We start from the raw sequence: 22,089 nt of genomic DNA on the forward strand, positions 1-22,089 counted from the left end.
GTGGCGGGAGCGGCGAGGCGCGGGGAGGCGGCGCGGTGGATGTGCGGCAGCTGGAGTACTTCCTGGCCGTGGTGGACCACGGCGGGTTCAACCGGGCCGCCGCCGCGCTGTATCTCTCCCAGCCCTCCCTCTCCCAGGCCATCCGCGCCCTGGAGCGCGACCTGGGCAGCGACCTCTTCCACCGCATCGGCCGCCGGGCGGTCCTCACCGACGCGGGCACCGCGCTGATCGGACCGGCGCGGGAGGCGGTGCGCAGCCTCCAGCTGGCACGGGCCAGTGTGGAGTCGGTGCACGGGCTGCGCGGCGGCCAGGTGGACATCGCGGCCCCGCCCTCCCAGGCCGTCGAACCGCTGGCGGGACTGATCGACCGCTTCGCCCGCGCCCATCCCGCGGTGTCCGTACGGGTGCAGGCCGCCTTCACCCCGCGCGATGTGACGGAGATGGTGCGCACCGGCGTGTGCGAGCTGGGGCTGCTGGCCTCCCCCGACCCCGTACCGCAGGGCGATGTGCGCACGTATCCGCTGTCCGAGCAGCGCTTCGTGCTGCTGACGCCCCCGGACGGGCCGTTCCGCCCCGGAGCGCCGGTGCGCCATGAGCAGCTGTCCGGACACCGGCTGATCGTGGGCCAGAAGGGGACGGGGATGCGCCGTTACGTCGACGATCTGGTGGCCGAGGGCGTGGCGCTGACCGTCGTGGTCGAGACCGAGCACCGGGTGTCGATCCTGCCGCTGGTGCTGCGGGGCGTGGGCCTGGCGGTGGTGGCCGACGCCTGGCGCGGCCTCGCGGAGCGGGCGGGGGCCCTGGTGCTGGACCTGGAGCCGAGCACCAGTCTGCATATCGCCCTGGTCAGCCGGCGGGCGCCGCTGACACCGGCGGCGGAGGCGTTCATCAGCACAGCCGGGGAATCCCGTAGGGCGGACCCATCCCATAGGCCGGACCCATCCCATAGGCCGGACCCATCCCACAGGCCGGACACATCCCATAGGGCGGGCCTATAAGACCCATGCGAACCGCGTCTTGGACGCGGAAGTCGCTCCCCTGCTGCAATCCCCTCCATGACGAACCGCCGCACGACCACCCACCACAGCATCGCCCTGATCCCCGGCGACGGCATCGGCAACGAGGTCATCCCGGCCGCCCGCCGCGTCCTGGACACCGTCGCCGCCCGGCACGGCCTCGGCTTCACATACGAGACGTACGACTGGTCCTGCGAGCGCTATGCCGACCTCGGCGCGATGATGCCCGACGACGGTCTTGACCAGCTGCGCGGCCATGACGCGATCCTGCTCGGCGCGGTCGGCTACCCCGGCGTCCCCGACCATGTCTCGCTGTGGGGGCTGCTGATCCCCATCCGCCGGGGCTTTCAGCAGTACGTCAATCTGCGCCCGATCCGCGTCTTCGAGGGCGTGCCCAGCCCGCTGCGCGGCGCGGGCCCCGGCGATGTCGACCTCGTCGTGGTCCGGGAGAACGTCGAGGGCGAGTACGGCGAGATCGGCGGCCGCCTCGGGCGGGGGCTGCCGGAGGAAATGGCCGTCCAGGAGGCGGTGTTCACCCGCAAGGGCGTCACCCGCGTCCTCGACTACGCCTTCTCCCTCGCCGAGCGGCGCGGCGGCCACGTCACCTCGGCCACCAAGTCCAACGGCATCATCCACACCATGCCCTTCTGGGACGAGTTGGTGGCCGAACGCGCCGCCGCGCACCCGGAGGTGGCCTGGGACCAGGAGCACATCGACGCCCTCGCCGCAAAGTTCGTCCTCGACCCGCGGCGCTTCGATGTCGTCGTGGCCTCCAACCTCTTCGGCGACATCCTCAGCGACCTCGCCGCCGCGGTCGCGGGCAGCATCGGCATCGCCCCCGCGGCCAACCTCAACCCCGAGCGCGACTTCCCGTCCATGTTCGAGCCCGTCCACGGCTCCGCGCCCGACATCGCCGGACGAGGTATCGCCAATCCGCTCGGCGCGATCTGGTCCGCCGCGATGATGCTCGACCACCTCGGCCACCCCGAGGCGGCCGCCCGCGTCACCGACGCCATCGCGACCGTCCTGGCGAAGACCCCCGTCCGCACCCCGGACCTGGGCGGTACGGCCACCACCGAGGAATTCACCGACGCGCTGCTCGAAGTGCTCGGATGACAGGATGACCGCTTGGTGACACATCGGCCGTAGTGGGGTTGTCCCCAGGGTGATGGGGGTGGCTGGCCGGATCGATCCCGGGCTCGGCGGGCTCTAACGTGACCATTCGGTCGCGATGGGGCTTCGAGGGGGATCGCATGAACGTGGTCAGGCGCAGGCGGGTGCTGAGTGGCGGACTCGCGCTGGCGGCGGTGGCGGGCGCAGCGGCGGCGGCACCGAGGGGTGACGACGCGCCACGGCGGCACACCGCCGCCGATCACCCCCCTCGCCTGCGCGCGATCCTGCACCGGCTGACCACGGTCGACGGCGTGCCCGGAGCGCTCGTGGAGGTACGGACCCGGTGCGGCAGCACGGTCCTCACCAGCGGCGTCGCCAATGTGAAGAGCCACGCCCCGATGCGCCGCGACAGCGGATTCCGGATCGGCAGCATGACCAAACCCTTCGTGGCGACGGTCGTGCTCCAGCTGGTCGGGGAGCGTCGCGTCGCCCTCGACGCGCCGGTGGAGCGCTATCTGCCGGGCGTCATCCGCGGCCACGGGAACGACGGACGGATCATCACCGTCCGTCAGCTGCTCCAGCACACCAGCGGTGTCCCCGACTACCTCACCCACCTCACCCCGCAGGAAATCCTCGAGGACCCGCTCGCCCACCACGACCCCCGCGACCTCGTGAACATCGCACTCGCCCACCCCCCGACCTTCGAGCCGGGCACCGGCTGGCGCTACTCCAACACCGACTACCTGCTGGCCGGTCTGCTCATCGAGCGGGTCACCGGCCGCACCTACGGCGAGGAGATCCGCCGGCGCGTCATCGCGCCACTCGGCCTGCACGAGACGTACGTACCGGGCGACGACCCGGCGATCCCCGGCCCGCACCCGCGCGGCTACGTGCGCCCGGGCGAGGGCGCGCCGCTCAGGGACATCACCGCCATCAACCCCTCGGTCGCGGGCGCGTCCGGCAGCATGATCTCCAGCGGCACCGACCTCAACCGCTTCCTGGACGCCCTGGTGCGCGGCAAACTGCTGCGCCCGGCCCAACAGCGGCAGCTGATGACGACCCGCCCGACCGGCAACCCCGACGGCCGGGCGTACGGCCTCGGCCTCGAGAGCAGGCCACTGCCCCGCGGCGGCCTCTACTGGGGCCACGGCGGCGACATCCTCGGATACGGAACGGTGTGCGGCGCCACGACCGACGGCAGGCAGGCGACGGTCATGGTGAACCTCAACCCGGGCGGCACGGACGCCCAGGACGCCGACATGAAGGCCGCCGTCCAGACGGCCCTCCGCGAAAACCGCCATCCCTGACGGAATAGCCGCGCCCGGTCACGCCTTGCTGCTGAACATGCGTATCTTCCGCACCTACGCGCGCGTCTACGCCACCGACCTGGACGCGGCGCTGACACCGCTCACCGCCCTCACCGGCGAACCGATCACCACCCGCTTCACCATGCCCAACGGCCTGGAGCTGGCCACCGTCGGCCGGGTTCTGGTGGTGGCGGGGGACGAGCGGACGCTGGAGCCGTACCGGGCGACGTCGGCCACGCTGATCGTGGACGACCTGGACGAGTGCCAGGTACGTCTCACCCGGACCGGCGCCGAGATCGTACGCGGCCCCCAGGCGGTGCCCACCGGCAGAAACCTGACCGCCAGGCTGCCCGGTGGCGCCCAGATCGAATACGTCGAGTGGGACGAGGCCCAGTGGGAGCGCGCCGGAGGCCGCCCGGACACCTCGAACCCCTCGTGGACCGACTGACGGGCCCCCCGCACCCGGGCGCGATGGCGCCGCGCGCTCGGGGAGCCCGTCGACCGTCACTCGGCCGAAGCCCCAGGTCAGGACTGGGGACGGCTACCGTGGTTGGCTCCGTTCTTACGACGGGCCTTCTTCTTGCGGCGTCGCTTCGACGACATGTCGTCTCCTTTCCGGCAATGCTTTTCGCCCTATGTGTACCGATTCCCTCGGCATCTCAAGCGATGATCGCGGCGCGCTTACCCAGCCCCCGACACCTCACGCCCCTCCGTGCCTCACGCCGCGCATCAGGCCAGGTCGAGGACGAAGCGGTAGCGCACGTCGTTGCGTGCCAGCCGGTCGAGCCCGGTGTTGACGTCGTGCGCGGGCAGGATCTCGGTCTCGGCGGTGATGCCGTGTTCGCCGCAGAAGTCGAGCATCTCCTGGGTTTCGCCGGTGCCACCGCTGCCCGCGCCGGCCAGGTTCTTCGCGCCGACGATCAGGCTGAGCGCGCTGAGCCGCAGCTCCTGCTCGGGGATGCCGACCAGGCACAGGGTCCCGTCGATGGCCAGGGCGCTCAGATAGGGCTCCAGTGCGTGCGGCGCTCCGACGGTGTCGAGGATCAGGTCGAAGCGCCCCTTCTGCGCGGCCATCCGCCGCTCGTCCCGGGAGACGACCACATCGTCGGCGCCCAGCCGGCGGGCTTCGGTGGCCTTGTCGGGAGAGGTGGTGAACTGCACGACCTCGGCGCCCATGGCGTGGGCGAGTCGGAGAGCGATATGGCCCAGGCCGCCCATGCCGACTATGCCGACCGTCCGGCCGGGGCCGGTGCCCCAGCGGCGCAACGGTACGTAGGTGGTGACACCCGCGCACATCAGCGGGGCCACTCCCGCCGGATCCAGCCCGCTCGGCAGCGGGTAGGCGAAGTGCTCGTCGACGACGTATTCGGTGGCGTATCCGCCTTGGGTGCGGGAGCCGTCGACGCGGTCGGTGCCGCCGTAGGTGAGGGTGACTCCCGCGTGGCACCAGTTCTCCCGCCCGGCCCGGCAGGCGGGGCAGGTGCGGCACGAGTCGACGATGTTGCCCACCGCGACCTGGTCGCCGACCGAGAACCGCGAGACCGCGTCGCCGACCGCGCTGACCTCCCCGACGATCTCGTGGCCCGCGACGAGCGGGAAGGCGGCCGGGTCGCCGTGGCGGATCGCGGACAGGTCGCTGGCGCACACACCGCAGTAGCGGACCCGCACCGCGATGTCCTTGTCCCGCGGCTCCCGGCGCTCGAATTCCCACGGGGCCACGGCCGCGCCGGGTGCGTGAGCCGCCCATCCACTGACCTTACGCATGCTCAATTCCCGTCTTCCCTCGTTCGCGCCGCTCGCGTTGCTCGTCGCGCTGCTCGCGTGGATCGCGACCCGCTTCGCCCGGAAGGAGGGCGTCGGGGGCAGCGGTGCCGATCTCGTCCTCGCAGTCCAGACCGCGCCGTTTCAGGTCGCGGTGGTGCGCGATCTTCTCCCGCACCACCGCCAGGTCCTGACGCAACTGGCCGATCTGCTGCTCGATGGCCGCGGCGCGCTGCTCAAGGAGCGCCGTACGCCTGTCGTGCCACTCCAGGCCGGAGCCCATCCGCACGAAGGCCCGCACGTCGTCCACCGGCATACCGGTACGGCGCAGCGCCCGCACCAGGCGGATGAACCGGATCGCGGCGGGTGAGTAGCCGCGCCGTCCGCCCGGGCCCCGTTCCACCAGGGGCAGCAGACCTTCGCGTTCGTACCAGCGCAATGTGTCGATGCTCAGCCCCGTCAGCTCCGACACAGCGCGGATGCCGATCCGGTCCGGCTCGGAGGAGTCAGCCATGCCCCCACGCTAAAAGCTGGAGTTGACTCCAGCGCAAATGTCCAGGCCCGGACGGATACAAGCATCTCCTCGGGCCTGGTCGTCGTCCGCGACGAGGGCCGACTACACCTCCTCGGCGGCGAACAGCTCGAGGTGCCCGCACTTGGGGCAGCGGAATGCCACTATCCGCCGTCGCGGCCGGCCGGTCCGCTTGGCACCCCCGAAGAACCCCCGCTCCATCGCGCCCTCGATCCAGCGCGCGAACCCGCGCGAGTGCTCGCCGGCGTCCTCGATGAAACCTTCCGCCAGACCGACGGTGCCGCAATGGGTGCACGTGTTGTTGTCCATCCCGTGAGTCTAGGAAACCGCGCGGCCAGGACGAACTCGAGGCCACCGCGCGGTTAGTCCGCCGCTCGGCGCGGCGCCGTAGGGCGGGCGGCAGGCCAGGAGGGCTCGGCGCAGGCGTACTTGAGGTTCAGGGGCGGGGGTCCAGGGCGCGGGCGAGTGAGTCGAGGGATGCCAGGGCGTCCGGACCGGTGGGAGTGAGGACGACGCTGGTCGCGCCCGCCGCGTGGCGGGCCTTGATCGCTTCGCGTGCCTGGTCCGGGGTGCCCGCGATGCTCAGCCCGCGCACCCAGGCGGCGGGCATGGTCTGGGCGAATCGCCGACCGTCCGCGCAGGCGGCGCGGTGTTCACGCAACTGCGCGGCGAAGGGCAGGGGGTCGATGTGGTCGGCCCAGTCCGGATCGCCGATGGCGCTCAGGCCGTCGCGGACGCGGGCAAGGGCGGCGTCCTCGTCGTCGTCGATGGCGGCGGCGTCGTAGGTGACGACCTGAAGGCCGCTCGTGGCGGAGACGCCGCCCAGGTGCCGCAGTGAGGAGGTGATGTAGGCGGGGGCCGCGGGTTCGGCCAGGAGGAGCCCGTCGGCCACCTCGCCCGCGACCGCCTGCGATTTGGGGCCGCGTACGCCGAGGATGACCGGCGGGACGGTATCGGAGGTCTCGGTGAGGACGACGCCCTCGCAGTGCACATAGCGGCCGCCCGCCGGACCCGGCTCACCACGCAGGAGCAGGCGCAGCGCGGTGGTGTACTCCTTGATCAGCGTCAAGGGGCTGGCGGGCCAGGCTCCGGCCTGGCGCATCCAGCCGGGCATGCCGTGGCCGATCCCCGCGATCAGGCGACCGGGGTAGAGCTGGGCGAGGGTGGCCAGTTCCATCGCGGCGAAGCACACGTTGCGGGCGCCGGCGGGCATGATGCCGATGCCGACGGTGATGCTGGTGGTGCTGGCGAGGACCGGGCCGGCCTGGGCGAGTCCGCCGCGCCAGCCGAGGTCTTCCACCACCCACACCTGGTCGAACCCCAGCTCTTCGGCGCGCCGGGCATAGGGCAGCACATCCCGGACGGGCAGGTCGCGGGGAAGCATCACACCGACCCGGCCTCGGGTGGGGGCGTCCGACTCGGGCATCGACGGCTCCTTCTGTTGACGGTGGGTTCGTTCCTCCTCACCGGTCCGGCGACCGGCGGGGAGTAAGCGGAGGGCCTGTGCGGCACGGTGTCAGGGGGCGTGCCGCACAGGCGGTCGGTCACCGCCATGCCACCCCACCCTAACGAACATTTTTCATGTTAGGAAAGCTGGTAAATGAACAACCAGGATGTCTGTTTCAGGGTGGTGTTCAATCGCGGTATGAGCAACACAGAACGTCACCGGGTGATCGCCCAGGCCGTCGGAGAGTCGGGCAGTGCCACGGTCCAGGAACTCGCCGCGCTGACCGGCGCCTCGGAGATGACCATCCGGCGCGACCTCGACACACTGGCAGCTCAAGGCGTTCTCGAACGCGTCCGAGGCGGGGCACGCACCCTGCTGCTCAGGGGCGAGGAACCGCCCTTCGCGCTGCGCGCCCACGAGGCCGTCGACGCCAAGCGCCGGATCGCTGCCGAGGTGTCCGCGCTCATCGCCGACGGTGAGACCGTCCTCCTCGACAGCGGCACCACGTGCCTGGAGGTCGCCCGTCTGCTGCGTGGTCGGCAGGTCACCGTGATGCCCCTGTCACTCCAGGCCATCCACGTACTCGGCGACTCTCCGGCGACGACCACGCTGATGGTGCCGGGCGGACGGCCCCGCGCCGCCGAGGGGGCCCTGACCGGCCCCCTCACGCTGGCCTCCCTGGCGGCACTGCGCTTCGACACCGCGGTCGTCGGCTGCTGCGGCCTGAGCGCGGCCGAGGGCCTGACCGCCTACGACCTCGACGACGCGGCGGTGAAGAAGGCCGGCATCGCCTCCGCACGCCGCACCATCGTCGTCGCGGACGGCAGCAAACTCGGCCGCACCGCCTACGCCCATGTCGGCCCCGTCACGCTCCTGCACACCCTCGTCACCGACACCACGGCGCCCACCGACGAGGTGACCGCGCTCGAAAGCGGCGGCACCGTCGTCAAAACCGCCTGATGGGACCTACGGAGTCGCCGAGGTGGAGCGCCGCGGCCATGCCCACGGGCGAGATGTCCTACGGGCCGTGTACGGCGCTCTTCTTGGGCCGGTGCGCCGGCTGCTTGAGGATCGCCGCCAGGACCACGGGAAGGGTGATGAGGGTGGCGGCGGCCATCAAACCGCCCCAGTCGGTGCTGGCGTAGGAGATGACGCGTCACTCTCGTCAGCAGTCGCCTTGCCAAGGCACCGCATAGGAGCTGCCGATTTCATACCGCCCTGGCGTGGAAACCCTGAAACGGATCCAGCCACCGTCCCGCTCGATACAACCAGCACTGGTGCGCAGCCAGGGGGAATAGGGGATGCGCAACCTGACCATGCCGGGCCTGGGAACTCGTACCACGATTTTCGCGTTGTCGCCGCTGACGACCGACGCAGCCGCACCCGAGACAATCGGCCTGGCATCTTTCACCCGATAAATCCGCCACCGGGAGTCATGCCACACCGGCTCCAGCCAGCCCGGTCCGCTGCGGATGAGCTCGGCTTCATCTTTTGCCGCCCAGTCAGGCTCACCCTCCGGCAAGACGACATAACCCACCGCCCACCTGTCGAGCCATGCGCGATATTTTCCGATCGTGAATTCGTTTTCATAAAAAAGGCCCCCACGTTCTACATCGAGCTGACGATTCCACCCCCGTGCCAGATTCACATGAGGACCGAGTACGGTGGTTTCACGATGATTGACGGCAGGCACTACCTCCACACGCGTGCGGTCCGCGTGCAGACGGTCGAGCGCTTCCAGTACACCTCGCGTGTGGGACGCCCATGACGGCACGGGTGTCGACATATTGAGCACATGGACGGTGTGTGCCGTCACCCACTGCACAGAAAGAGCGAGGGACAGTCCGATGGCTATTCTTGGCGCTATGTGAACGCCTCGCTCGAGTAATACGCAGAGAAGCACCGGAGGGCCGAACAGTTCAGCGAGACGGATGACGTTCGAACCGACAGGCGAAGAAATCATACCGGTCAGGACCACACCTGCCGCATAGACCGCGGAGCTGAAACGCAGAGCCCCCCACTTGCGCGGCGCCAGCAGCGCCAGAACGACGCCAAAGAGGGTCGGCTTCCAGATGTCGTCCATTGCCATGGGCATTACACCGCTAAAAGGAAAGAGCGAGGTCATCAAAGCGACCACCGCGACCGGCGGTGCGCAAACAGCGACAGCTCTTCCCATATCCCGGTTATCCCGGTTCAGGAGCCACCCCGCCCCGAGAACGAGGAGGAACAGCCCTGCGACGGGGCTGGCCAGAGTTGCCAGGGCGCTGAACGCCGATGCCAGGACCAAGCGCCGACTGGAACCCGTCAGGCCAAGGCAGGATATCAGCGCCAGAGCCACGCCCAGTGCGAAAGTCGAGCGCCCCGATGCGACATTCGCCCAGAGCGACAGGACCGCCAGAAGCGCCGGCCACAGCGGGCGGCTCGCCCCGCTGCGTACGAACACACGCCCCATGCACCACGAGGCAATGATTCCCGCCCCCACGGTGACAGTCCGCACGCCGAGAAGAGCCATCAAGTGCGGTGCGATCAGACTGTAGTTGCCGACATGAATGCCCCCGTACCAGCCCAGGTTGTAGGGGGATCCGGGGTGTCGGGAGACGAAATCCGCCCATGAGAATTGCGCGGCGAGATCACCGCCACCCGTTGCCAGCCGGGCGGCCCATACCGCATACAGCGGCAGGGCGAGGGTGGTGGCCGAAATCGGCACGTAGAGTTGGCGCCAGCGCATACGCGCCCACGCGAATCCAGTGCGATGAGAACCATCTCGTCCGTTCAGTATGTCCCGCGGAAGCTTCGTGGAAATCGGCGACAGGGGTGCGGACATCGGCGACAGGGCCTTTCAGCAGTGGCGAAAACACTCCGCCAGCGTGCCCGGACCTCGTTGACCGGCTGCTGACCCAACCTGACCGAACGATCAGGAAGGCGGACCGGCGCTGTGCAAGGCTGCACCACATGCGCATCCTGGTGGTCGAAGACGAGGTGGACCTTGCCCACACCCTGCACACCGGTCTGACCGTCGAGGGCTACAGCGTCGACCTCGCCCATGACGGACGGCACGGACTGTGGATGGCCCGGACCGGCGAATACGCCCTGGTCGTCCTGGACTTGATGTTGCCCGGTCTCAACGGCTACAAGGTCTGCGCCCAGCTGCGCCGGGAGGGCAACGCGACCCCCATCCTGGTACTCACCGCCAAGGACGGGGAGTGGGATCAGGCAGAGGCCCTGGACACGGGGGCCGATGACTACCTGGCCAAACCCTTCTCCTACCCGGTGCTCGTCGCACGGCTGCGGGCCCTGGTCAGACGAGCCGCCACGGTCGCCCCGCCCGTCCTCGCCGTGGGCGACCTCTCGTTGGATGTCGCCGGGCGGGTCTGCCGCCGGGCCGGGACCCGGGTGGACCTCACACCCAGGGAGTTCGCCGTGCTGGAGCTGCTGGCCCGCCGGGCGGGCCAGGCGGTCTCCAAAACTGATCTGCTCTATCACGCGTGGCCCGACGAAGCCTGTGATCCCAACCTGGTGGAGGCGCGCGTCAGCGCCCTCCGCAAGAAGGTGGACGCCGCGTTCCACCGGCAGTCCCTTCAGACCGTACGGGGCACCGGCTACCGACTGGTGGACGACCGTGAACGCGACTGAGCCGCGACGCCACTGGTGGCCGCGTTCGGTGCGAGCCCGCACCGCCCTGGCCGTCGCCTCGGCCACCGCCGTCATCCTGGTCGGTATCGGCTGGTGGGTACACCACGACGTCTACCGCCAGAGCACGCAGATCGCCGAAGAACAGGCCAAGAGTCAGCTCTGGCCCCTCTGCGATCAGGTGCGCCAGGGTGTCGTTCCCGACTCCACCACCACCGTGCCGTACGAGGTCGTCGCGACCGGCCGACGCACCGCTGTCGCTTCCGGCAGGACCTTGCGCGACGCCTACCCCGGCACCCACCACGTGATGCCCACCCCGCCGACAAAAGGGGTGGCCGCGCTGACACCGCTCACCAGCGTCCGCCTGCCCGTGAACCGCGACTACAACCCCAGGGACATATTCGGCATAGCCGGCGGCACCCAGCGCGTCGTGACCTGCGATATCGAGGCCGATGAACTCAGCCGTGACAAAGCCGCCGCTCTGGGCGTCGCCGCCGACGCACATCTGCGGGTCTATGTGGTGGTGCTCCCGCACACGGCCGAGGCCATCACCAAGACCACCGACGGCCTGCTGCTGGGGGCCGGGCTCGTCGGCGTCGTACTGATCGCCGCCGTCGCCTACTTCGCCGTCCGCATCGCGCTGCGGCCGGTCGAAGCCATCCGCGTCCTCACCGCCTCGGTCACCCCGAGCGACCCCCGCGAACGCGTCACCGTCCCCGCCACGGGACACGAGATCACCGCCCTGGCCACCACCATCAACACCACCCTCCAACGCCTCGACAACGCCGCCGCCCAGCAACGCCGCTTCGTCGCGGACGCCGCCCACGAACTACGCAGCCCTCTCACCACACTGCTGGCCAGCCTTGAAGTCGCGCTCGCCTACCCGGAACGCACCGACTGGCCCGCCGCGGCCACCACCGCCGCACGACAGACCCGCCGCCTCCAAGCCCTCGCCGAAGACCTGCTGCTCCTCGCCCGCCTCGACACCCGCACGCCCATCGCCGTCCCCGAAACCGTCGACCTGACAGCCCTCGCCTCCCGGCTGACCGAGCAATACCCCCTCACCGAAAGGCCGTTGACCCTCACCTGCGACAGCACCGCCCCCGCGCACGCACACGGAAACCCCGACGAGTACGAACGGCTGCTGCGCAACCTCATCGACAACGCCGCCCGCCACGCCGCACACCGCATCCAGATCACCGTACGGAACCAGGACGACTGGGTCGTCCTCGCGGTGCACGACGACGGGCCGGGCGTGCCCACCGAGGACGCCGAGCGCATCTTCGAACGCTTCGTCCGGCTCGACGACGCCCGCTCCCGCGACCACGGCGGCACCGGCCTGGGCCTCGCCATCGCCCGCGACCTGGCCCACCGCCACCGGGGCACCCTCACCCTCACCCCCCGGACCCTCGGAGCGTGCTTCCAGCTACGCCTTCCCCGGGCCCCCGCCCCAGCCGGGAAATAGCACGCCCGGTCCCCGTGAGTCCACAATCCACGATTTCCTGAATTCAGGATTGCCCGTACGGTCGGTGATGTGCTGACACTCGCGGACGCCATCGCGTCCAGCGAGAGCGCGGCCAGGCCCTGGACGGCGGTGAGTCTGTGCCGCCCACCCGGGTCCTCGGCCGCCGCGCCGGTATCGGGCGGCTCCTCATCGGCCGTGGCCTTGGCCGCACTTCTGACGCTCTTCTGACACCGGTCACCCGGCCCCGTCAGGGCCGCGTCAATCCCGGGTGGCGCGGCGTCAGGACGGCGACAACACCCATGGCCGGGGTGCCGTCGGCCGTGGGACGTTGGGGTCTCGCGGCGGAGAGAGCCGCGGAACGGCCGCTCAGCGGTGTGTTGGGGGTATCAGCGCGATGACCAGCACCGTCGCCGCTGGACACCGCGATCCGGCGCGTTCACGGTGCCCGGCACCGTTACCTGAGTGCGCGCCGGTCCCCGTGGGGGCACCGCCTTCCGCCCTCCCCGCTCTCTCCGCCGCACACAACGATGGCGTCAAGCGCCCGCAGAAAGGGACGTGGGCCTGCGCAGCAGCCACTGCCCGAAGGTCCGACGCGGGGGCCGCACCACCACGCGGCCGTGGGCCTTCAGACCGACCAGCTCCACTCGCAGAGTGACCGGCGTATCTGGATTCGTCGGAGCCTGACGGTACGTGACCTTGCAGTGCACCAGTTGCAGACCATCAGTATCGACCACGATGCCCGGCGTCGTGATCAGCGTCAGGGTCTTCCCCGTCATGCCCACCTCGATCCGCAACGTGTCGTGCGTGATCACGGCGTCGGTGAAGTCGAGCGTCACCTCGCAGTACGTCACCGCGAGCTCCAGCCTCCGCGGCACCACCCAGCGCCCCACGCGCTCGACCGCGCCGCTGTGGACCTGTTCGATCCGGACTACGTCCTTGGCCTCCGCTCCAGTCACGCCGACGGGAGGCAGGTCAGCGGTGAGCGGGGCCAGCTCGTCCAGAGTCCGCGCCGACAGGGCAGCCTCCAGCCGCTCGTCCAACTCGTCCGCGGTCAGCAGGCCGTCCCCCGCCGCGATGCGCAGCACATCCACCACCCGGTCCCGGTCCGCATGAGAGGCTCGCAGCTCGGGCGACGAGCCGGTGCCAGAGCGCTTCCCGGTGGGCGAAATCTCTTCCGACATGCTTCCGTCCTGGTCCTGTCGAACGTCTCCGCGCGACGCATGTGGCGGCACGAGTAGCGGACTTACGTTATATCGCGACACGGATCCCGGCCAGGCCCCGTCTCCGAGAGGCGGTGGCAATCGCGTCACCCGGCAGGGCCGCATCGTGGTGCTCCACGAACGCGACCACGCAGTCGGTGCCCCGCTCGACACGCCGATGTGCCTCGGAGAGCATCGCGTAGGTCTTGCCGACGCCCGGTGCCGCGCCGAGGTAGATCCGAAGCTTGCCGCGTGCCATCTGTCTCGTCTGCGACCGGCGTGTCCTCGGTGCGGCGCACCGCGGCCCGCAGCCGGGCCAGCAGTTCGTCCATGCTGAACGGCTTGGTGATGTAGTCGTCCGCCCCCGCGTCGAGGGCGGCGACCACCCCTGCTGTCGTCATGGCGGCGGGAGCCGACGGATCCGGAGTTCCCGGTCCGCCGGCTCCCGGCCGTCGGTGTCCATAAGCCCATTACTTCTCGGTGAGTTCCTTGAGCGCGATGTTCAGCTCCAGGACGTTGACGTGCGGCTCGCCCATGAAACCGAGCGTGCGGCTCGTGGTGTGGTCGTCGACCAGCTTCTGGAGCTGCGCCTCGGTCAGCCCGTTCGCCTTGGCGACCCGCTTGACCTGGATGTCCGCGTAACCGGTTGAGATGTCCGGATCGATCGCGGAGGCCGAGCCCGTCACCGCGTCGACGGGCACCTTCGACTCCGGTACGCCGTTGAACTCGGCAACCTGCTTCTTGGCGGCCTTGACGTTCTTGACGAGTGTCGGGTCACTGGCGCCCAGCTGGCTGGAGCCGGTGGTCAGTGGGTCATAGCCACTGTTGGACGGTCGGCCCTGGAACCACTTCGGGTCCGGCTTGTCGGTGCCCTCGATGTTCCAGCTTTGGCCGATCAGCTTGGAGCCGACCTCCGTGCCCTCCACCTTCACCATCGAGCCGTTGGCCTTGTCGTGGAAGGCGGCCTGGCCAATGCCGGTGACGACGAGCGGGTAGACGATGCCGGTGACGACGGTGAGGACGAGCAGCATGCGCAGCGCGGCCCAGACCATGCGGGCGGAGTTCGCGAGAGAGGTGTTCATGTCCTTCACCCGATCCCGGGGATCAGAGAGATGAGCAGGTCGATGATCTTGATGCCGATGAAGGGCGCGATCAGTCCGCCGAGGCCGTAGATCCCGAGGTTGCGCCGCAGCATCCGGTCCGCGCTCATCGGCCGGTAGCGCACCCCCCGCAGGGCGAGCGGCACCAGCGCGATGATGATCAGCGCGTTGAAGATGACCGCGGACAGGATCGCCGAGTCCGGCGAGGACAGCTGCATGATGTTCAGCTTGTCCAGGCCCGGGTAGACCGCCGCGAACAGCGCCGGGATGATCGCGAAGTACTTCGCGACATCGTTGGCGATGGAGAAGGTGGTCAGCGCGCCCCGGGTGATCAGCAACTGCTTGCCGATCTCCACGATCTCGATCAGCTTGGTCGGATTGGAGTCGAGGTCGACCATGTTGCCGGCCTCCTTGGCGGCCGACGTCCCCGTGTTCATCGCCACCCCGACGTCCGCCTGCGCCAGCGCCGGGGCGTCGTTGGTGCCGTCGCCGGTCATCGCGACCAGCTTGCCGCCCGCCTGCTCCCGCTTGATCAGGGCCATCTTGTCCTCGGGCGTGGCCTCGGCGAGGAAGTCGTCGACGCCCGCCTCCCCGGCGATCGCCTTGGCCGTCAGCGGGTTGTCACCCGTGATCATGACGGTCTTGATGCCCATCCGGCGCAGCTCGTCGAACCGCTCCCGCATGCCCTCCTTGACCACGTCCTTGAGGTGGATCACGCCCAGGATCCGGGCGCCCTTGTCGTCCTGGACGGCGACCAGCAGCGGGGTGCCACCGGCCGCGGAGATCCGGTGGGCGATCCGGTCCGCGTCCTCGGCGACCGTACCGCCCCGCTCCCCGACCCAGGCGATGACCGAACCGGCCGCCCCCTTGCGGATCTTCCGGCCGTCCACGTCCACGCCCGACATCCGGGTCTGCGCGGTGAACTCGATCCACTCCGCCCCCACCAGCTCGCCCTGGTGGCGCCCGCGCAGCCCGTACGCCTCCTTCGCCAGGACGACGACGGACCGGCCCTCGGGGGTCTCGTCGGCCAGCGAGGACAGCTGGGCGGCATCCGCCACCTCGGCCTCGGTGGTGCCGCGCACCGGCACGAACTCCGCCGCCTGCCGGTTGCCCAGGGTGATCGTGCCGGTCTTGTCCAGCAGCAGCGTGGAGACATCACCGGCGGCCTCGACCGCCCGGCCCGACATCGCCAGCACATTGCGCTGGACGAGGCGGTCCATGCCCGCGATGCCGATAGCGGAGAGCAGCGCGCCGATCGTCGTCGGGATCAGACAGACCAGCAGCGCGACCAGCACGACCATCGTGAGGTGGGAGCCCGCGTAATCCGCGAACGGCGGCAGGGTCGCCACCGCGAGCAGGAAGATGATGGTGAGCGAGGCGAGCAGGATGTTCAGCGCGATCTCGTTGGGCGTCTTCTGCCGTGCGGCGCCCTCGACCAGGTTGATCATCCGGTCGATGAAGGTCTCGCCGGGCTTGGTGGTGATCCTGATGACGATGCGGTCGGAGAGTACCTTCGTGCCGCCGGTCACGGCCGACCGGTCGCCGCCGGACTCGCGGATGACCGGCGCCGACTCGCCGGTGATCGCCGACTCGTCGACCGAGGCGACGCCCTCGACGACATCGCCGTCGCCGGGGATGACATCGCCGGCCTCGCAGACCACCCGGTCACCGATCTTCAACTCGGTGCCGGGGATCCGCTCCTCGGCCGTGCCGTCCCCGAGCAGCCGTCGGGCCATCGTGTCGGTCTTGGCCTTGCGCAGGGTGTCGGCCTGCGCCTTGCCACGGCCCTCGGCGACCGCCTCCGCCAGATTGGCGAAGATCACGGTCAGCCACAGCCAGGCGCTGATCGCCCAGCCGAACCAGTCGCCCGGGTCGGTGAAGGAGAACGCGGTGGTCAGTACGGACCCGACCAGCACGACGAACATCACGGGCGACTTCACCATCACCCGCGGATCCAGCTTGCGGAAGGCGTCCGGCAGCGATCTGACCAGCTGCTGGGGGTCGAACAGTCCGCCACCGACCCGCCCGTCGGGGTTGTGCCCGGTGGGCGCGTCCTGGTGGGGCGCAAGGGTGGGAGTGGACATGGAGTCCTGCTTCTTCGTGTCAGTGTTCTGAGCGTTGGTCATCATCACGCCAACCCCTCGGCCAGCGGCCCCAGCGCCAGCGCCGGGAAGAACGTCAGACCGGTGATGATCAGGATCGCGCCCACCAACAACCCGGTGAACAGGGGCTTCTCGGTGCGCAGCGTGCCCGCGGTGGCCGGGACCGGCCGCTGCCCGGCGAGCGAGCCGGCCAGCGCCAGCACGAACACCATCGGCAGGAAGCGGCCCAACAGCATGCACAGGCCGATCATGGTGTTGTGGTACTGAGTGTTCGCGGCGAAGCCGGCGAAAGCGGAGCCGTTGTTGTTCGACCCGGACGTGTAGGCGTACAGCACCTCGGAGAAGCCGTGCGCACCGGAGTTCGTCATCGACGACTCGCCCTTGCCCAATGCCATCGCCAGCGTCGTACCGATCAGCACCAGCGCCGGAGTGATGAGGATGTAGCAGGCCGCCAGCTTGATCTCACGGGAACCGATCTTCTTGCCCAGGTACTCGGGCGTACGGCCGACCATCAGCCCGGCGATGAACACCGCGATGATCGCCATGATCAGCATCCCGTACAGGCCGGACCCGGTACCGCCGGGCGCGATCTCGCCCAGCATCATGCCCAGCAGCAGCACACCGCCGGACAGGCCGCTGAAGGAATCGTGGAAGGAGTCGACCGAGCCGGTCGAGGTCATCGTCGTGGACACCGCGAACAGTGAGGAGTTGCCCTCACCGAACCGCTGCTCCTTACCCTCCATCGCACCACCGGCCAGCTGCGAGGCGGTGCCGGGGTGGGCGTACTCGAGCCAGGTCACGGCGACCACGCCGAGGAACCAGATGACGCCCATCGCGGCGACGATCGCGTAACCCTGCTTGACCGAGCCGACCATCTTGCCGAAGGTGCGCGGCAGCGAGAACGGGATCACCAGCAGCAGGAAGATCTCCAGCCAGTTCGTGAAGCCGTTGGGGTTCTCGAACGGGTGCGCGCTGTTGGCGTTGAAGAAGCCACCACCATTCGTGCCCAGGTCCTTGATCACTTCCTGGGATGCCACGGCACCCGGGCTGATGGCTTGCTTGTCCCCGGTGAGCGTGGTGATCGTGTGGATGTCACCGAAGTTCTGGATGGCACCGCAGGCGATCAGGATCACCGCCGTCAGCACGGAGATCGGGATCAGGATCCGGACGGTGCCACGCACCAGGTCGGCCCAGAAGTTGCCCAGTTCACCCGTGCGGGAGCGGGCGAAACCGCGCACCAGCGCCACGGCCACGGCGATACCGACCGCCGCCGAGACGAAGTTCTGCACGGCCAGGCCCATCGTCTGGGTGACGTGACTCATCGCCACCTCACCCGAGTACGACTGCCAGTTCGTGTTGGACACGAAGGAGGCGGCCGTGTTGAACGCCTGGTCCGGGGTGATCGGCTTGAAGCCGAGAGACAGCGGCAGCTTGTCCTGGATCCGCTGGAGCAGGTACAGGAACAGCACGCTCACCGCGGAGAAGACCAGCACTCCGCGCAGGTAGGCGGGCCAGCGCATCTCCGCGTCCGGGTTGGCACCCACCGAGCGGTAGATCCAGCGCTCGACGCGCAGGTGCTTCTTGGACTGGAAGACGGCGGCCATGTAGTCGCCGAGAGGGCGGTGTACGAGGACGAGCGCGCCAATCAGCGCGAACACCACGAGCACGTCGGCAAGTACGGAACTCATGGCAGCGACTCAGAACCTCTCCGGGAAGATCAGGGCGAGGACGAGGTAACCCAGCAGGGCGACGGCCACGATCAGGCCGACGACGTTCTCTACGGTCACAGCTTCGCCACCCCCTTGGCGACGAGAGCCACCAGCGCGAACACCGCGATGGTGGCGATGACGAAGGCCACGTCGGCCATCGCAAGCTCCTGGATGAGGTTCGAAGACGGATCGGACCCATACAGAGAACCCGCCATCCGGCCGGATTCGACTGTCCTTAACGGCCCCCTTACGGCGGCCCTGACCGTCTTGACGAGACGCTTACGCGGCGCCACGCCCACCGTTCGGGTGATCACACAGTGCGGAAGGGCTCACTGCGTAGCCGAAGCGTGCGGGTGCGGGCAAGCGAACCCAGTGCACAACGAGTGCGCACTCGCGCGGGAAGCTCCCGGGAACTCCCAGGTAGAGGAGGGGGGAAGTGCAGCGGTACGACCGAGAGCCCTGAACAGAGCATACTCCCTGGTCAGAGCCATGGCGGCGGACGAGTCGGCCTGTACGCCGGGTTCTGTCTCCCGGGGGCCTCGCGGCCCTCGGGGAGGCGGCCATCCATCTAGGACCGGCGTTGCCGCCGGTCTCGTGCGGTCTACCCGCGGACTCGGGCGGGCAGCCCTCGATCGTCCGCGCAGAGCCGCCGTGCGGCGGCTCCTCTTGACCTTGCTCCAGGTGGGGTTTACCGAGCCGTCCGAGTCACCTCGGACGCTGGTGGTCTCTTACACCACCGTTTCACCCTTACCGGTCGCCTCGCGGCGTCCGGCGGTCTGTTTTCTGTGGCACTGTCCCGCGGGTCACCCCGGGTGGGCGTTACCCACCACCTTGCCGTGTGGAGCCCGGACGTTCCTCGGCGGGGCCCGAAGACCCCGACGCGACCGCCCGGCCGGCTCGTCCGCCGTGTTGACCATGATACCCGGCGGGCGGGCGGCACCCGGTCCGCCCCGATCGCACCCCGGTCGGGCCGGGGCCCGGGGATCATCGTCAGGGGTTGCCCGGGTGGGGTGGACCCGCCTGGTCCCCCGTCGCGGGCGGGGTCGGCGGGGCCGTGCTGCCCCGGGGGATGACACGGGTCGGGAAGACCACATGGCGGGTGGGGTCCGCCTCCGGGTCGTCGATGATCGAACGGGCCAGTTCCGCGGCGGCGCGGCCGATGTCCTCGACCGGCTGGGCGACGGTCGTGAGGTCGAGCCATTCGGCGAGGTGGTGGTCGTCGAAGCCCAGTACGGACATCCGGCCGGGGACGTCGACGCCGGAGGAGCGCAGCACCCCCATCACCTCGATCGCCACCTCGTCGGACTCGGCGAAGACGGCGGTGGGCGGGTTGCGCAGGCTCAGCAGGTGGCCGACGGCCTCGCGGATGCCGCGGCGGTGCCGGGCGACGGGGTAGAGGACCAGCTCCTCGTCGTACGGCAGCCCGGCCTCCTCCAGCGTCTTGCGGTAGCCGGTGAGCCGTTCCTTGGAGCTCCAGGAGAAGCCGGTGTCGTCGCTGGACTGGAGGAAGGCGATGCGGCGGTGGCCGAGGTTGAGCAGATGGCGCATGCCGCGCTGGGCGCCGTCCACGTCGTCGATGTAGACGCTGGGCCGCCCGGGGACGTGCTGGCTGACGAAGACCACGGGCATGCCCAGCGCGTCCAGCCGGGCCCGTTCCTCCGGGGTCAGGTCGAAGCAGGTCACCAGCATCGCGTCGGCGTTGCGCCGGGCGGGCAGCCGGTCGAAGAACGCGCCGCGTTCGGCCAGGTCCGTGACGCTGTAGACGAGCAGGTCGAGCTCGGCCTCGCGCAGCACCCCGCTCACCCCGGCGATGGTGTTGCCGAGGAACCAGGAGTCCAGGTGCGGGGTGAGCACGGCGATCCGCCGCGTCTTGCCGGTGACCAGGCTGGAGGCGCTGCGCGAGATGGCGAACGACAGCTCGCGGGCGGCCTTTTCGACCCGGTCGCGGGTCTGCGGGGACACGCTGGACAGCCCGCGCAGGGTCCGGGAGACGGTGGAGACGGAGACGCCCGCACGCTCGGCGACGTCGGCCATCGTGGCCTCGCCCCCCTGGCCGTCGGCACCCGCCGGCTGTTGACCCGGGACGCCGGTGACAGCGCTGTCCGGGGTCGCGGGTCCGGTCACACCGGCGGGGCTGTCGGAAGCTGCGGACATGGCGGGACGGTAGCACGCGGCCTTGCTTCATCGACAGGCACTGGCCGATGGATCCTGGCAACGCTGTCATTCAGGGGTTGCCGTCAGATCCTCGAACTTCCGGCGACGCGACCGTTGACACCTCTCAGCTGGCCCACCTAGCTTGCAAACGCTGTCAGAGAGGCAGCCCTGACGGGAACGGGAGGAGGGCGCATGGTTCTGAGCCGCAGAACGCTGCTTGCAAGCGCTGGCAGCCTCGCCATGACCGCCGGTCTCACCACCGCGTGCGGGACCAACGACCTTGACGACCTGTTGGTCAAGGCGAAACGGCCGCCGAAGGGACCGGTGACCGTCCGCTGGTGGGCGGGGAAGATACCCGCCCGCGACGGGGGCGATATGCGCCCCGCCATCATCCGGGCGTTCCGCCGCAAGCACCCCGACATACACATCGAGATCGTGAAGGGGCTCAGCACCACCGACGGCAACCGCGTGGCGCTGACCACCCAGATCGGCGGGGGCTCGGCCACTCCGGACGTCTATCTCGGCGACACCACCTGGCCCGCCCAGTTCGGCGCCAACTACCTCGCGCTGCCGGTGGAATCGCTGGTGCCGAAGGGTTTCTGGGACCCGTATCCACCGGCGCTGATGCGGGCGTCCAGCCTCAAGGGCAAGGTGTACGCCTTCCCCTTCTACACGGACGCCGCCTACCTCTACTACCGCAAGGACCTGCTGGCCAAGCACGGTCTGCCGGTGCCCGGGAGCTGGGAGGAGCTGGAGCGCACCGCGCGCGGGATCCAGCGGGCGGGCGACGCGGACTACGGCTTCGTCTGGCAGGGTTCCGTCAGCGAATCCCTCACCTGCGTCGTCACCGAATTCCTCGCCGACGCGGGCGGCGGTGTGCTCGGCCACTCGGGAGGGTCCGCTCGCTCCCGAGGTGTCACCGTCGCCGACGAACCCGCACAGCGTGCCGTGGGCTATCTGCGCGGGCTGGTCGACGCCGGAGTGACGCCGTCGGCGGTCACCACCTACGCCGAGCAGGACGCCATGGACGCCTTCGCGGGCGGCCGGGCGGTGTTCCTGCGCAACTGGGCCTACGCCTGGGGGATGTCCGACGCCGACGGGGCTTCCAGGGTCTCCGGAAAGGTGGGGGTCGTGCCGCGGCCCGGTTTCGAGGGGCGTCCGGCATCCGGCTACGCCTGCCTGGGCGGCTGGAGCAACTTCATCAATCCGCATGCGGAGAACCTCGGCGCCGCCGTCGCCTTCGCCCGCTTCCTGGCCGAGGAGGAGGCCCAGATGATGCTGCTGCGCCGGGCCGGGGTGCTGCCCGCGATGGACACCGTGCTGGACAGCCCGGCCGCGGCGCGGACCGGCGATCCGACCGTCACCACCGCCCGGCGGCTGCGGCTGGTCGCCCGTCCGGTGCAGACGCCGTACTACCCGCAGGTCAGCAAGGCCATCTACACCCGGGTGAATTCGGCCATCGGCGGCTCGGAATCGGTCGGCGCCGCGCTGCGGGCCGCCCGCTCCGACATCACCGCGGCACTGGAGGGCAGGGCGCTGTGAGTACCACCAGCC

At 69.7% G+C, this 22,089-nt stretch carries 22 protein-coding genes, 1 other RNA gene and 2 pseudogenes; 9 read left to right on the forward strand and 16 right to left on the reverse strand.

All coding sequences use genetic code 11. The features are described 5' to 3' along the window. The first annotated feature begins 35 nt into the window (after positions 1-35). The 4 genes from ABD329_RS30580 (at position 36) to ABD329_RS30595 (ending at position 3,884) form a co-directional block, all read left to right on the forward strand. Positions 36-998 (forward strand): LysR family transcriptional regulator, encoded by a 963-nt coding sequence (locus tag ABD329_RS30580; protein WP_198276899.1) that lies wholly within the window; start codon positions 36-38, stop codon positions 996-998. A 57-nt stretch (positions 999-1,055) separates the two neighbouring features. Further along, positions 1,056-2,132: a tartrate dehydrogenase gene (locus ABD329_RS30585; protein ID WP_198276884.1), complete on the forward strand. Its 1,077-nt coding sequence runs from the start codon at positions 1,056-1,058 to the stop codon at positions 2,130-2,132. Between the two features lie 137 nt (positions 2,133-2,269). Further along, a complete protein-coding gene (locus ABD329_RS30590) occupies positions 2,270-3,436 on the forward strand; it encodes a serine hydrolase domain-containing protein (protein WP_214664794.1) in 1,167 nt (388 codons plus the stop codon). Positions 3,437-3,473: 37 nt separating this feature from the next. After that, entirely contained in the window at positions 3,474-3,884 is a 411-nt protein-coding gene (locus tag ABD329_RS30595; protein ID WP_198276885.1) for a VOC family protein, read from the forward strand. A 77-nt stretch (positions 3,885-3,961) separates the two neighbouring features. Here ABD329_RS30595 and ABD329_RS48330 read toward each other — a convergent pair whose 3' ends face one another. From ABD329_RS48330 to ABD329_RS30615, 5 genes are all read right to left on the reverse strand, one after another. After that, positions 3,962-4,039: a 50S ribosomal protein bL37 gene (locus ABD329_RS48330; protein WP_370443954.1), complete on the reverse strand. Its 78-nt coding sequence runs from the start codon at positions 4,037-4,039 to the stop codon at positions 3,962-3,964. A gap of 126 nt (positions 4,040-4,165) precedes the next feature. Next, positions 4,166-5,200, reverse strand: coding sequence for an NAD(P)-dependent alcohol dehydrogenase (locus ABD329_RS30600; RefSeq protein ID WP_198276886.1), 1,035 nt, complete (start codon positions 5,198-5,200; stop codon positions 4,166-4,168). Further along, positions 5,193-5,711, reverse strand: coding sequence for a MerR family transcriptional regulator (locus ABD329_RS30605; RefSeq protein WP_198276887.1), 519 nt, complete (start codon positions 5,709-5,711; stop codon positions 5,193-5,195). The genes ABD329_RS30600 and ABD329_RS30605 overlap by 8 nt, the downstream gene beginning before the upstream one ends. A gap of 102 nt (positions 5,712-5,813) precedes the next feature. Next, complete coding sequence (locus ABD329_RS30610) at positions 5,814-6,038, reverse strand: hypothetical protein (protein ID WP_198276888.1); 225 nt, start codon at positions 6,036-6,038, stop codon at positions 5,814-5,816. 127 nt (positions 6,039-6,165) lie between these two features. Continuing rightward, positions 6,166-7,155, reverse strand: a complete 990-nt coding sequence (locus tag ABD329_RS30615; protein ID WP_198276889.1) for an LLM class flavin-dependent oxidoreductase — start codon at positions 7,153-7,155, stop codon at positions 6,166-6,168. A 219-nt stretch (positions 7,156-7,374) separates the two neighbouring features. Here ABD329_RS30615 and ABD329_RS30620 point away from each other — a divergent pair, with 219 nt between their 5' ends. Next, a complete protein-coding gene (locus ABD329_RS30620) occupies positions 7,375-8,136 on the forward strand; it encodes a DeoR/GlpR family DNA-binding transcription regulator (RefSeq protein ID WP_198276890.1) in 762 nt (253 codons plus the stop codon). 205 nt (positions 8,137-8,341) lie between these two features. Here the strand turns inward: ABD329_RS30620 and ABD329_RS30625 are convergent, their stop codons facing one another. Further along, positions 8,342-9,904, reverse strand: a complete 1,563-nt coding sequence (locus tag ABD329_RS30625; RefSeq protein ID WP_214664795.1) for a hypothetical protein — start codon at positions 9,902-9,904, stop codon at positions 8,342-8,344. A 224-nt stretch (positions 9,905-10,128) separates the two neighbouring features. Between ABD329_RS30625 and ABD329_RS30630 the strand changes: the two genes are divergently transcribed. From ABD329_RS30630 to ABD329_RS30640, 3 genes are all read left to right on the forward strand, one after another. Beyond that, positions 10,129-10,809, forward strand: coding sequence for a response regulator transcription factor (locus ABD329_RS30630; RefSeq protein WP_198276891.1), 681 nt, complete (start codon positions 10,129-10,131; stop codon positions 10,807-10,809). Beyond that, positions 10,796-12,271 carry a sensor histidine kinase gene (locus tag ABD329_RS30635; RefSeq protein ID WP_198276892.1) on the forward strand — a complete coding sequence of 492 codons (1,476 nt, stop codon included), beginning with the start codon at positions 10,796-10,798 and terminating at the stop codon, positions 12,269-12,271. Before ABD329_RS30630 ends, ABD329_RS30635 begins: the two co-directional genes overlap by 14 nt. Before the next feature lie 69 nt (positions 12,272-12,340). Beyond that, positions 12,341-12,499 (forward strand): hypothetical protein, encoded by a 159-nt coding sequence (locus tag ABD329_RS30640; protein WP_198276893.1) that lies wholly within the window; start codon positions 12,341-12,343, stop codon positions 12,497-12,499. Positions 12,500-12,804: 305 nt separating this feature from the next. On the opposite strand, the gene ABD329_RS30645 is transcribed toward ABD329_RS30640, so the two are convergent. From ABD329_RS30645 to ABD329_RS30690, 10 genes and pseudogenes are all read right to left on the reverse strand, one after another. Next, positions 12,805-13,452 (reverse strand): DUF1707 SHOCT-like domain-containing protein, encoded by a 648-nt coding sequence (locus ABD329_RS30645; protein WP_198276894.1) that lies wholly within the window; start codon positions 13,450-13,452, stop codon positions 12,805-12,807. A 142-nt stretch (positions 13,453-13,594) separates the two neighbouring features. Further along, a pseudogene (locus tag ABD329_RS30650) lies at positions 13,595-13,729 on the reverse strand (sensor histidine kinase KdpD); the annotation flags it as partial. Between the two features lie 31 nt (positions 13,730-13,760). Continuing rightward, a pseudogene (locus ABD329_RS30655) lies at positions 13,761-13,853 on the reverse strand (DNA-binding response regulator); the annotation flags it as partial. A gap of 87 nt (positions 13,854-13,940) precedes the next feature. Beyond that, positions 13,941-14,552 (reverse strand): potassium-transporting ATPase subunit KdpC, encoded by a 612-nt coding sequence (kdpC, locus tag ABD329_RS30660; RefSeq protein ID WP_198276895.1) that lies wholly within the window; start codon positions 14,550-14,552, stop codon positions 13,941-13,943. 5 nt (positions 14,553-14,557) lie between these two features. Beyond that, positions 14,558-16,654 carry a potassium-transporting ATPase subunit KdpB gene (kdpB, locus tag ABD329_RS30665; RefSeq protein ID WP_198276896.1) on the reverse strand — a complete coding sequence of 699 codons (2,097 nt, stop codon included), beginning with the start codon at positions 16,652-16,654 and terminating at the stop codon, positions 14,558-14,560. A gap of 44 nt (positions 16,655-16,698) precedes the next feature. Then, complete coding sequence (gene kdpA, locus ABD329_RS30670; RefSeq protein WP_198276897.1) at positions 16,699-18,360, reverse strand: potassium-transporting ATPase subunit KdpA; 1,662 nt, start codon at positions 18,358-18,360, stop codon at positions 16,699-16,701. 9 nt (positions 18,361-18,369) lie between these two features. Next, positions 18,370-18,459 carry a K(+)-transporting ATPase subunit F gene (gene kdpF, locus ABD329_RS30675; RefSeq protein ID WP_010351568.1) on the reverse strand — a complete coding sequence of 30 codons (90 nt, stop codon included), beginning with the start codon at positions 18,457-18,459 and terminating at the stop codon, positions 18,370-18,372. Beyond that, entirely contained in the window at positions 18,456-18,596 is a 141-nt protein-coding gene (locus tag ABD329_RS30680; RefSeq protein WP_198276898.1) for a hypothetical protein, read from the reverse strand. The genes kdpF and ABD329_RS30680 overlap by 4 nt, the downstream gene beginning before the upstream one ends. Positions 18,597-18,877: 281 nt before the next feature. Then, positions 18,878-19,281, reverse strand: an RNA gene (gene rnpB, locus ABD329_RS30685) — RNase P RNA component class A. A 90-nt stretch (positions 19,282-19,371) separates the two neighbouring features. Further along, positions 19,372-20,535, reverse strand: a complete 1,164-nt coding sequence (locus ABD329_RS30690; protein ID WP_344317206.1) for a LacI family DNA-binding transcriptional regulator — start codon at positions 20,533-20,535, stop codon at positions 19,372-19,374. A 240-nt stretch (positions 20,536-20,775) separates the two neighbouring features. Between ABD329_RS30690 and ABD329_RS30695 the strand changes: the two genes are divergently transcribed. Continuing rightward, positions 20,776-22,077 (forward strand): extracellular solute-binding protein, encoded by a 1,302-nt coding sequence (locus ABD329_RS30695; RefSeq protein ID WP_246618800.1) that lies wholly within the window; start codon positions 20,776-20,778, stop codon positions 22,075-22,077. Positions 22,078-22,089: the final 12 nt, after the last annotated feature.

This window comes from Streptomyces javensis (assembly GCF_039525925.1).
Classification (GTDB): domain Bacteria; phylum Actinomycetota; class Actinomycetes; order Streptomycetales; family Streptomycetaceae; genus Streptomyces; species Streptomyces asiaticus.

Coding starts and splice junctions, on each gene's coding strand:
- ABD329_RS30585 (WP_198276884.1), top strand. CDS start 1,056: ATGACGAACCGCCGCACGACCACCCACCACAGCATCGCCCTGATCCCC.
- ABD329_RS30590 (WP_214664794.1), top strand. CDS start 2,270: ATGAACGTGGTCAGGCGCAGGCGGGTGCTGAGTGGCGGACTCGCGCTG.
- ABD329_RS30595 (WP_198276885.1), top strand. CDS start 3,474: ATGCGTATCTTCCGCACCTACGCGCGCGTCTACGCCACCGACCTGGAC.
- ABD329_RS48330 (WP_370443954.1), bottom strand. CDS start 4,039: ATGTCGTCGAAGCGACGCCGCAAGAAGAAGGCCCGTCGTAAGAACGGA.
- ABD329_RS30600 (WP_198276886.1), bottom strand. CDS start 5,200: ATGCGTAAGGTCAGTGGATGGGCGGCTCACGCACCCGGCGCGGCCGTG.
- ABD329_RS30605 (WP_198276887.1), bottom strand. CDS start 5,711: ATGGCTGACTCCTCCGAGCCGGACCGGATCGGCATCCGCGCTGTGTCG.
- ABD329_RS30610 (WP_198276888.1), bottom strand. CDS start 6,038: ATGGACAACAACACGTGCACCCATTGCGGCACCGTCGGTCTGGCGGAA.
- ABD329_RS30615 (WP_198276889.1), bottom strand. CDS start 7,155: ATGCCCGAGTCGGACGCCCCCACCCGAGGCCGGGTCGGTGTGATGCTT.
- ABD329_RS30620 (WP_198276890.1), top strand. CDS start 7,375: ATGAGCAACACAGAACGTCACCGGGTGATCGCCCAGGCCGTCGGAGAG.
- ABD329_RS30625 (WP_214664795.1), bottom strand. CDS start 9,904: ATGCGCTGGCGCCAACTCTACGTGCCGATTTCGGCCACCACCCTCGCC.
- ABD329_RS30630 (WP_198276891.1), top strand. CDS start 10,129: ATGCGCATCCTGGTGGTCGAAGACGAGGTGGACCTTGCCCACACCCTG.
- ABD329_RS30645 (WP_198276894.1), bottom strand. CDS start 13,452: ATGTCGGAAGAGATTTCGCCCACCGGGAAGCGCTCTGGCACCGGCTCG.
- kdpC (WP_198276895.1), bottom strand. CDS start 14,552: ATGAACACCTCTCTCGCGAACTCCGCCCGCATGGTCTGGGCCGCGCTG.
- kdpB (WP_198276896.1), bottom strand. CDS start 16,654: ATGTCCACTCCCACCCTTGCGCCCCACCAGGACGCGCCCACCGGGCAC.
- kdpA (WP_198276897.1), bottom strand. CDS start 18,360: ATGAGTTCCGTACTTGCCGACGTGCTCGTGGTGTTCGCGCTGATTGGC.
- ABD329_RS30680 (WP_198276898.1), bottom strand. CDS start 18,596: ATGGCGGGTTCTCTGTATGGGTCCGATCCGTCTTCGAACCTCATCCAG.
- ABD329_RS30690 (WP_344317206.1), bottom strand. CDS start 20,535: ATGTCCGCAGCTTCCGACAGCCCCGCCGGTGTGACCGGACCCGCGACC.
- ABD329_RS30695 (WP_246618800.1), top strand. CDS start 20,776: ATGACCGCCGGTCTCACCACCGCGTGCGGGACCAACGACCTTGACGAC.